Raw genomic sequence first — 5,982 nt, 5'->3', positions numbered from 1 at the left:
AACTCCACGACCGCCACGAAGCTGTTGCCCAGGGTACCGTAATATTTCTTGGTCCCCGGCCAGCGCTTGGCGCCGAACGAGGCCAGGGAGCCCCACTGGGCCGAGGTGAACGGCACCGGGGTGCTGGCCTTCTCATCATCGAAAGTCTGGACGATCGATCCGTCGTTGCGCTGGAAGCGGTTGATTTCGCCCCAGGGCGTCTTCCACGAGCCGAAGTCGGCCGTCAGGCGATCCGAGGCCTCGGCTAAGGCGGTGAGCTTCTCGGCCGGCGTCAACTTGTCGGCCATGTAGTCGTAGGTGTTGAGGCCCTGGGCCTTGGCCGCGGGCGCGGCCTTGGCCCACATCGCCTCGCCCCAGAACACGGCGAGCGAGGTCTGCGTCGAGCGGGCCGACCACTTGCGGTCCCAGGCGCTCAGGGCGGCGACCTGCTCGGCCACCTTGGCCTTGACCGGGGCGCCGTCGGGCGTGGTGGCGTAGGCCGTCTCCAGCGTCGGGATCAGCCGGGCGAAGGCGGTCAGGTAAGGGTCGTAGGCCTTGTCGATCAGGCCGCCCAGGGTGAGGTTCTTCGCATCCTTCAGCACCAACTCGGCGTGAAGACCGCGCGGGTTCTCGCCGGCGCTGTCCATGTACTTCGGATAGTCGGCCTTCCTGGGGCTGTAGGGGCCGGCGGCCGTGTAGGGCCAGTTGTTGGTGTTGAAGACCCAGCCATTCGGCGGGTTCAGCACGCGCGGCGCCTTGTCCAGCGGCGTCAGGCCCTTCCAGTCGGTGGCCGGGTCCGAGCCGTCCACCGGCTTGGTGTAGTCGAAGCGGTCGTCGCGGATCGGAATGAACTGTGGGTGCAGATAGGCGATCTCGCCCTTGCTGTCGGCGAACAGGGTGTTGTTCGACGAATTGGCCTTCAACTCGGCCACCTTCATGAAGCTCTTGTAGTCCGTCGCCTTGGTGCGCAGGAACGACTGCTGCAGGGCCGCGACCGGCTTGTTCATCAGGGCAATGCTGATCCACTTGCCGTCGGCTTCGCGGACGATCGGGCCGTGGTGGGTCTTGAAGACGGTGAAGCGCTTCGTGACCATGGTCCCGTCGGCGGCGCGGTAGGGAACGGCGATCACCTCGCTCTTCAGCGGGCGCAGGTCCTTGCCGTACTTGTAAAACCGCTGACCGTCCTTCTCGACGATGGTCTCGGCGAACTCATCGACCACGTCGACGCCGCTGGAGGTGTGCATCCAGCCGGCCTTGGCGTTGAAGCCCTGGTAGATGAAAAACTGCCCCCAGGTCGTGGCGCCATAGGCGTTCAGGCCCTGGTCGGACGAGACCTGCATCTCCGAGCGGAAGAAGAAGCTGGTGTGCGGGTTGATCAGCAGCAGGGCATGGCCGTCCAGGGTCAGCTTCGGCGCGATGGCGAAGCCGTTCGAGCCCTTGGGTTCCTTGAACAGCAGGCCCCTCTCGTCGGCGGTCATGGCCAAACTGCGCTGGCCGTAGAAGGCCTCCAACTGGGTCAGGGCCACGCGCTCGATGTCGCCGCCGATGCTGCCTTCGGAGAAGCTGAGCGCCATCCATGGCTCAAAGCGCTTGATGACCTTCGGCTTCACGTCCGGATGGGTCGCGAGGTAGAAGTTCAGCCCATCGGCCCAGCCGTTCATCAGCGCCTTCAGCCATGGCGGGCTTTTGGCGTAGTCGGCCTTCAGCGCCACGGGATCGATGAACAGCTTCTGGCGCAGATCCGCCCAGACGGCCTTCTCGCCCTCGGCCTCGGCCGTGCGGCCCAGCGAGGTCATGAAGTTGGTCTCGACGCGGTTGAAATCGTCCTCGGCCTGGGCGTAGGCCATGCCGAACACCGCGTCGGCGTCGGTCTTGCCGTGGATGTGGGCGATGCCCCAGTCGTCTCGGGTGATCGAGACCGCGGCGGCGCGGGTCTTCAGGCGGGAGACGTCGTCTGGGGTTCCTGGCGCCGCATAGGCCGACGACGCGGCGAGAACGGCGGCCGACATCAAGGCCAGCAGACTGACGGACAAACGCATACGACCCTCCCGAGCCTTTCCGGCTGCGATTTGGTCATGAGGTGTAAGGGCGCGCGGGCCAAGCGCCAATACAGTGAAGCCGTCGCTGATCAGGCCGGCGCCTGAAAGCACAGCTGATAGCCGTCGGGGTCGGTCAGCCACAGCTGCTTCATGCCGTATGGCGCCACTCGGGGCGGGGCCGGATCCAAGCCCGCCGCGCGCAGGGCCTCATAGGTCGCGTCGACGTCGGGACAGCCGAAAAAGAGGCCGGTGTCGATATGGGCGGCCACACGGGGGGGATCGGGTTCGGCCGGGCGCTCACCGGCGTCATAGGCGGTGTTCAGCATGAGATCGGCGCCGTCCAGGCGCAGCCAGGCCCAATGGAAATAGCGCCCCTCGGGCGCGTCGATCTCGGGGGAGTGCTGGACGATCTCGAAGCCGAGGCGGTCGCGATAGAACGCCAGCGCGGTCGGCATGTCGAAAACCTGGATCAGGGGGCGGAGACTGGTCAGTCGAAGCGTCATCCGATCCTCTTGATCTACTGCGGCGGGCAGCCCTTGAACTCGCCGACCGTGCTGACCGAGAGGCTGGAAAGGTCCACGCCGCCCAGGGCCTTCATCGAAGCCGCGCCGAAGCCGCTGAAGAGGTCGAGCTTGAGACCCTTGATCGCGCCGCCGATATCGGAGGCGTACCAGTAGCCGTCGTGCGTGCCGCCGCCGGGCAAGGGCAGGCCGACGGTTTCCTTGATGAAGAGGACGGTGCGGCGCGGGATCACCTTGGGATCCACCGCCACGGTGCGCATGGCCGCGACCTTGCAGCCCAGCGAGTCGAAGGCGCGGATGCCCTTGGCGCCGGCGTGATACATCGTCGCCCGCATCTTGTACTCGACCGAGCCGGGCAGGGCGCCGCCGCCCAGCGCGGTGCTGATCAGCTCGCCCAGCGGGTCGACGCGCTGCGTCGCGGCGGACGCGGAGTCCGAATCCGGAGCGGCGTTGGCGATGGCTGGAGCGGCGAATGCGGAGATGACCGCGGTGGCCAAAATTCCGGCGAGCTTGCGTCGCATCGAGGGTGTCCTCTTATCGGCGTGTCTGTCGGGCGGCGTCTGGATAGTCCGATCACGCCGCTGTGACAACCCTTGAGCTCACCCCTCCCGGGTTTCAGCTCGCCCTGTGAGCGAAAAATGGGCATGGATTCAGGCGCTTGAAACTTGGCCTTGGGCCTGTCGATTTTTGGCTTTTTGAAGCTTCGCAGAAGGAACCACGATGGCGTTGCGCATCTACGGCGACTCGATCTCGGGCAATTGCCTGAAGGTGAAGTGGACGGCCGAGCACCTCGGAAAGCCGTTCGAATGGATCGAGACCAGCGTCCTCAACGCCGAGACGCGGACGCCCGAATTCCTGGCCCTCAATCCCGCCGGACAGGTCCCGTTGCTGCTGCTCGACGACGGCCGCCCGCTGGCGCAGTCCAACGCAATCATCCTGCGCCTGGCCGAGGGATCGTCCCTGATCCCCGGCGACGCCTACGACCGCGCCAAGATGCTGGAGTGGATGTTCTGGGAGCAGTACAGCCACGAGCCCTATGTCGCCGTGGCTCGTTTTCAGATGCTGTATCTGGGCAAACCGCGCGAGAGCCTGGACGTTCGCTTGGTCGAGCGCGGAGGCCAAGCCCTGGCTCGCCTGGAAACGCAGCTGCGACAAACACCGTTTCTGGTCGGCGAGCAGCTGACCCTGGCGGACGTCGCCCTGGTGGCTTACACCCGCGTGGCCCACGAGGGCGGGTTCGACCTTTCGCTTTATCCGGCCGTGGAGGCCTGGGTGCGGCGAACGGAAGCCGCGCTCGGCATTATCTGATCCTTGGGAGCGTTGTCCTTGCGTCTGTCGACCAGCCTGAAAGTCCTCGCCTTGGCCGCGGCCCTGTCCGCGCCGGCCGCATCGGCGCTCGCCTGGGGCGCCTCGGGCCACCGCGTGGTCGGCGTCGTCGGCGCCGCGAGCCTGCCGGCGGACGTGCCGGCCTTCCTGCGCACGCCCGAAGCCGTGGCCGCCATCGGTGAGTACGCGCGCGAGCCGGATCGCTGGAAAGGCGCGGGCAAGATCCACGACACCGACCGTGACAGCGCCCACTTCCTCGACGTCGACGATCAGGGGAAGATGTACGGCGGCCCGGCCTTCACGGTGGCGACCCTGCCGCCGACTCGCGCCGACTACGAAAAGGCCCTGCAGGCCGCCGGCGTCGATGGCTGGAAAGCCGGCTACCTGCCCTATGCGATCATCGACGGCTATCAGCAGCTGGCCAAGGACTTCACCTACTGGCGCATCCTGACCGCCGCGGTGAAGCTGGAGAAGGATCCGACGCGCCTGGCCTATTACAAGGCCGACCTGAAGCGCCGCGAGGAGCTCCTGCTGCGCGACCTGGGCGTCTGGGCGCACTATGTGGGCGACGGCAGCCAGCCCCTGCACCTGTCGGTGCACTACAATGGCTGGGGCGACTATCCCAATCCGAACGGCTACACCAACGCCCGCTCCACTCACTTCCAATTCGAGGGGCCGCTGGCCAAGGCGCTGGGCGACGAGGCGTCGATCAAGGCCCTGGTGCCGGCTTACAAGGCTTGCGACTGCTCGGTCGAGACCCGCGTCGTCGGCTATCTGACCGATACCTGGAAGCAGGTCGAACCGCTCTACCAACTGGAAAAGGCGGGCGGCATGGTCGAGACCGATCCGCGCGCCAGGACCTTCGTCCAGGCCCGTATCGCGGCCGGCGCGACGGCTCTGCGCGATCTGGTCGTCGACGCCTGGACCGCCAGCGCCAAGGGCACGATCGGCTATCGCCCCGAAATCAGCGTCGCGGACGTCGAGACCGGCAAGGCCGATCCGTGGTTCGATCTCTACGGCAAGGACTAAGGTCGTGTTGGCCTTCGGAACGCCCGTCGCGGAGCTGACCTATCGCGACCGGCGCGCGGCGTTCGGCGTCGCCGAGAACGACCTGGGCCAGATCGCCCTGGCCCAGGTGACGAAGCCTGGCAGGGCGCCGTACTTCGACCTGCCCGGCGGGGCGGTGGATGGCGACGAGACCGAAGCCCAAGCCCTCGTCCGCGAGTTCGGCGAGGAGACCGGCCTCGTGGTCGAGGCCGGGTCCCTGATCGAGATCGTGTCGCAGCACTTCCTGAAGTCCGACGGCGAGCCGGTACGGAACTTCGGCGGCGTCTACGTCGCGAAGGTCGCGGGCGACAATCTCGCCTTGAAGGTCGAGGATGACCACGCCCTCGTCTGGCTGGACCCGCGCGACGCGGTGGTCGCCCTGCGCCACGACGCCCACGCCTGGGCGGTGGCGGCCTGGATGCGCCGCGGCTAGTTCGTCGCCAGTTCGATCTTGGCGCCGGCGCGCTGGGCGACCTTCAGCTCGGCGACCTGCTTTTCGCTGAGGGCGTCCTTCAGGTCTTCGTTGAAGTCCATCAGACAGGCCTTGACCGAGAGGCCGCGGAAGCCCTTGGCCTCGCAGGCGCGGTTGGCGGCGATGTTGACGCGGCGGGCGAACTCGCGCGCATCGGCCGGATCCGACAGGCGAAGGTCGCCAACCTTGATGCGGGCGACCGGCTGGGCGGGCTCGCCGGCGTGGGCGGCGGTCAGGCCGATGATCGGGGTGGCGGCCAGGGCCAGGGCGGCGACGGCGGCGATGCGGTTGACGATCTTGCTCATGACTTGTCCCTCGTGGCGTGGTCGCCTCGGCGATCCGTTGAGAGAGGGTGTAATCTCGGCGTTCGCCGAACACCCGTTACGAGTGCTTCATGACGTCGAATTAAGTCTATGAAACCAAAGTAATATTTCCAAAAATTCAGAATTGCGGCGGCGGGTTCGGCTCCGCGCGGCGCTCGGCTTCCTTCGCCGCGAGCCGTGCGAACTCCTTGGAGGTTCGGAACTTCCGCATCTTCCGCATCACCTTGCGGCGCAGGTGGGCCCAGCGGGCGCGCGGCCATGCGGGATCGATCTGG

General features: G+C 66.7%; 7 protein-coding genes. 3 read left to right on the top strand and 4 right to left on the bottom strand.

The window, feature by feature from the left end; all coding sequences use genetic code 11:
* The 3 genes from VJ655_RS19745 to VJ655_RS19735 form a co-directional block, all read right to left on the bottom strand.
* Positions 1 to 1,988: penicillin acylase family protein (locus VJ655_RS19745; RefSeq protein ID WP_414647011.1), on the bottom strand; the 1,988-nt coding region annotated here is incomplete at its 3' end.
* A 119-nt stretch (positions 1,989 to 2,107) separates the two neighbouring features.
* Positions 2,108 to 2,521, bottom strand: a complete 414-nt coding sequence (locus tag VJ655_RS19740) for a VOC family protein (protein WP_324114084.1) — start codon at positions 2,519 to 2,521, stop codon at positions 2,108 to 2,110.
* Positions 2,522 to 2,535: 14 nt separating this feature from the next.
* Positions 2,536 to 3,060 carry a 3D domain-containing protein gene (locus tag VJ655_RS19735; RefSeq protein ID WP_324114082.1) on the bottom strand — a complete coding sequence of 175 codons (525 nt, stop codon included), beginning with the start codon at positions 3,058 to 3,060 and terminating at the stop codon, positions 2,536 to 2,538.
* A 199-nt stretch (positions 3,061 to 3,259) separates the two neighbouring features.
* Here VJ655_RS19735 and VJ655_RS19730 point away from each other — a divergent pair, with 199 nt between their 5' ends.
* Genes VJ655_RS19730 through VJ655_RS19720 form a run of 3 tightly spaced genes read left to right on the top strand, consistent with a single transcriptional unit; the run spans position 3,260 to position 5,345 of the window.
* Positions 3,260 to 3,847 (top strand): glutathione S-transferase family protein, encoded by a 588-nt coding sequence (locus VJ655_RS19730; protein ID WP_324114080.1) that lies wholly within the window; start codon positions 3,260 to 3,262, stop codon positions 3,845 to 3,847.
* A gap of 18 nt (positions 3,848 to 3,865) precedes the next feature.
* A complete protein-coding gene (locus VJ655_RS19725; protein WP_324114078.1) occupies positions 3,866 to 4,894 on the top strand; it encodes a S1/P1 Nuclease in 1,029 nt (342 codons plus the stop codon).
* Positions 4,895 to 4,898: 4 nt separating this feature from the next.
* The gene (locus tag VJ655_RS19720; RefSeq protein ID WP_324114076.1) at positions 4,899 to 5,345 is read left to right on the top strand and encodes an NUDIX domain-containing protein; all 447 of its coding nucleotides are present in this window, start codon (positions 4,899 to 4,901) and stop codon (positions 5,343 to 5,345) included.
* Here the strand turns inward: VJ655_RS19720 and VJ655_RS19715 are convergent.
* A complete protein-coding gene (locus VJ655_RS19715) occupies positions 5,342 to 5,689 on the bottom strand; it encodes a UrcA family protein (RefSeq protein WP_324114074.1) in 348 nt (115 codons plus the stop codon). The two genes, VJ655_RS19720 and VJ655_RS19715, sit on opposite strands and share 4 nt — an antisense overlap.
* Positions 5,690 to 5,982: the final 293 nt, after the last annotated feature.

This window comes from Caulobacter sp. (genome assembly GCF_035254145.1).
GTDB lineage: Bacteria > Pseudomonadota > Alphaproteobacteria > Caulobacterales > Caulobacteraceae > Caulobacter.
The sequence above is the reverse complement of the archived record's forward strand: the minus strand, read 5'-3'. Positions and strand labels throughout refer to the sequence as shown.

Bases quoted from the DNA above. Each gene is read 5' to 3' on its own strand.
- VJ655_RS19740 (WP_324114084.1), bottom strand. From the start codon at position 2,521: ATGACGCTTCGACTGACCAGTCTCCGCCCCCTGATCCAGGTTTTCGAC.
- VJ655_RS19735 (WP_324114082.1), bottom strand. From the start codon at position 3,060: ATGCGACGCAAGCTCGCCGGAATTTTGGCCACCGCGGTCATCTCCGCA.
- VJ655_RS19730 (WP_324114080.1), top strand. From the start codon at position 3,260: ATGGCGTTGCGCATCTACGGCGACTCGATCTCGGGCAATTGCCTGAAG.
- VJ655_RS19715 (WP_324114074.1), bottom strand. From the start codon at position 5,689: ATGAGCAAGATCGTCAACCGCATCGCCGCCGTCGCCGCCCTGGCCCTG.